We start from the raw sequence: 2,592 nt of genomic DNA on the forward strand, positions 1-2,592 counted from the left end.
TAGCGCGCGTCGGTCTCAACCATTGTGGTTTCAGTCGCACACAATGTGCGCCGAGTAGGCACAGACGTCTCAGCTAATATGCGTCGAAACACGCCTTGTATCTCGCGTCGAGCCGTTCACTATTGCGCGCCGCTACAGCTACCCTCAAGCTTGGCGATCATCTGCAAGAAGTCACGCTCCACTCCTGGTTCGAGGGTCGGATAGGACGAGCCCAAGCTCTGCCGATAAGCCCAGAACTTCCGCAGCACCTCCGCCTGAGCGCCAGGGACTAGCGCTCGAAGGAAGGCCCGCATCCGTTTGGCCTTTGAAGTCCCATCAACTGTGTAAGTTGGTGCCGTAACATCGATCCCGAACGAGCGCCGCACGAAGTCGTTGAACGTCTTGTCGTTGAAATCCAGGACATAGCCTTGGCTCATCCCGAGGGCTTCATCCACAAGCCACATGTCGAGAGCGCGCGCTCCCTCATCGTCTTCATTCGGCGCTTGAAAGTAGCTCACCAAGGCTCCCTCAACTGCCTTGCACCCGGCTTCACCCTCTTGCGGCCCGGCGCGTGTGAGCCGTGACCATCAAGTGGCTTACCGCCCAATCTTCCCCGTCCATAAAGTCGTGGCAGTCGGCCAATCCTGCCGCCCTCACCGCGTGGAGCGCAGCATTCATTCGGCGCCTCGCCCATCGCAACTCGGCATTGAGGTCCGTGGGCGAATATTGATCCTGGCCAAGATTGACCATCGTGGCAGCCAGCGTCTTCGCGTCATCTGACGGACGCCAATCATGTACATGCGGATCGAAAGTGATGAACAATGGCCCGAGGGGCCATACGCTCGTCGAGCCGATCGTGTTCGACTCTTCCAGTAAGCCTGCCTCGACGAGATCAAGCACCCCGATCTCCACATCATCTGGAGAAAGCCCGGTAGCCGCAGCGAGATCGTCGAAGTCTAGTTGCGGATCGAACGTTTCGCCGCTCTCACTCGTCCTCACCATGTGCGTTCCGATGGTGATCGCCGCGGGCGAGAGATGAGCAAGAGCTTCCACCCGTTGGACGTACCTGGGAGCGCGTCCAAGAGCAGGCTTCGCGCTTACGCCGTGAATCTGGCTCACGAGGCTGTCGAGAGAAGGTTGATTTTCCGGTGAGATCTCCGGCGAGAGCATGCCCTTCAGCAGCGGCGGCAACTCCGTCAGAGAAAGGCCTAGCCGCAGCGGAATGAACTTCGATGAGCCCTCAACACGCCGGACAAAGCCCGCATCGACCTCCTCGTTGACCCAAGGCTTCTTCAGAGCGACGGAGCTCAAGAGGACGACGAAGTGAGTGCAGGCCTCGAGCCCTTCGTCCATCTTTCGCCGCAGGCTGTCACCCGCGCCAATCTCCCATTCGTCGAACCAGACGTCGATGCCATTCGCCACGAGGTGTTCGGCGATCGGTCGGGCGGCGACCTTGTCCTCGCTAGCGTGAGCAAAGTACACGACCGGTGACTTGTTCGAGCCCTCTGGGGCACCTACGCGCGCGCGATCCAACCTTGTCTCCAACGCTAGAGCGAAACTCTCGGAGCCGGATGTCGTAAGGCGGACCCCGCTTGAAGGGGTCTTCCACGCAAACACCAGCGAATGCGTCCCGGTCTCAGGATCAACCAACGAAGCAGCCGCGGCCCGACCGCGTTCGATCACGACCTCAACGGCCGATGAGATCGCCTTGTTGATCAGCGCCCGCTTGAACTGCTGAGCGTCGAAGGGACGGCCATTCCAAGTGACGTGCACCATCGCTGCGGCCCTTTGTTTGCGTAATGTTCTAGATCAGGATTCGGACTTCATACAACACGTCATGAGGCCTCAGGCTATGCGCTGGCGTTACCCACACTGCAGCGCAGCGTAGCCATCCGCCGCGGCCTGACCATCGACGGACGAAGTGCAAAAACGAGCGTTTTTGAGATTCCCCCAAGCGGGTGTCGTTTTCAGAAGACGACCGCACCATCTGACTGGATGTAACGCCTGGTGTGCATACGGCTCCTGACAGCCCAATATCAGGAGTCGTCTGCACCAATCTCGACTATGCTCAATACTCGTGTGCACCAAAGCGAGGTTTGGGCATGACATCAGACACTCCACCGATTGCCGCGCAAGGCGTGGCCACCCTGCCCGACGAGGCATGGGCGCAAGCCCGGCACCGGACGGAAATCATCGGGCCACTGGCAGCGCTTGAGGTGGTCGGGCATGAAGCCGCCGATGAGGCAGCCCAAGCGCTGGGCCTGTCCCGGCGACAGGTATATGTCCTGATCCGTCGCGCCCGGCAGGGTACTGGCCTGGTAACAGACCTGACGCCCGGCCGATCCGGCGGCGGCAAAGGCAAGGGGCGCTTGCCGGAACCGGTCGAGCGCATCATCCGCGAGCTGCTGCAAAAGCGCTTCCTGACCAAGCAGAAACGCAGCCTGGCGGCGTTCCACCGCGAAGTCGCGCAGGCGGGCTCTGTTGCAAAGATTGGCGGCAGTCAGAGGTAGGCTGTCGCTCTGCGCCGATCAGGCGGCTGCTGCGAAATGGTGGTTGAGCATGCCCATGGCCTCCGTCAGCGCCGAGGGCCCAATGCCAAAAGCTCTCTCCACA

2 protein-coding genes and 2 pseudogenes are annotated in these 2,592 nt (G+C 60.6%); 1 reads left to right on the top strand and 3 read right to left on the bottom strand.

What is annotated here, in order from left to right; translation table 11 throughout:
- Positions 1-119: 119 nt before the first annotated feature.
- Positions 120-497, bottom strand: a complete 378-nt coding sequence (locus tag Q8L83_RS16580; protein ID WP_305288933.1) for a hypothetical protein — start codon at positions 495-497, stop codon at positions 120-122.
- 31 nt (positions 498-528) lie between these two features.
- Positions 529-1,755: a toll/interleukin-1 receptor domain-containing protein gene (locus tag Q8L83_RS16585; RefSeq protein ID WP_305288935.1), complete on the bottom strand. Its 1,227-nt coding sequence runs from the start codon at positions 1,753-1,755 to the stop codon at positions 529-531.
- A gap of 326 nt (positions 1,756-2,081) precedes the next feature.
- Between Q8L83_RS16585 and Q8L83_RS16590 the strand changes: the two are divergent.
- Positions 2,082-2,471 (top strand): annotated as a pseudogene (locus Q8L83_RS16590) (helix-turn-helix domain-containing protein); the annotation flags it as partial.
- Between the two features lie 36 nt (positions 2,472-2,507).
- On the opposite strand, the pseudogene Q8L83_RS16595 reads toward Q8L83_RS16590, so the two are convergent.
- Positions 2,508-2,592, bottom strand: a pseudogene (locus Q8L83_RS16595) (IS6 family transposase); the annotation flags it as partial.

The organism is Phenylobacterium sp., from assembly GCF_030680185.1.
In the GTDB taxonomy this organism is placed as follows: Bacteria; Pseudomonadota; Alphaproteobacteria; order Caulobacterales; family Caulobacteraceae; genus Phenylobacterium.

Coding starts and splice junctions, on each gene's coding strand:
- Q8L83_RS16585 (WP_305288935.1), bottom strand. CDS start 1,755: ATGGTGCACGTCACTTGGAATGGCCGTCCCTTCGACGCTCAGCAGTTC.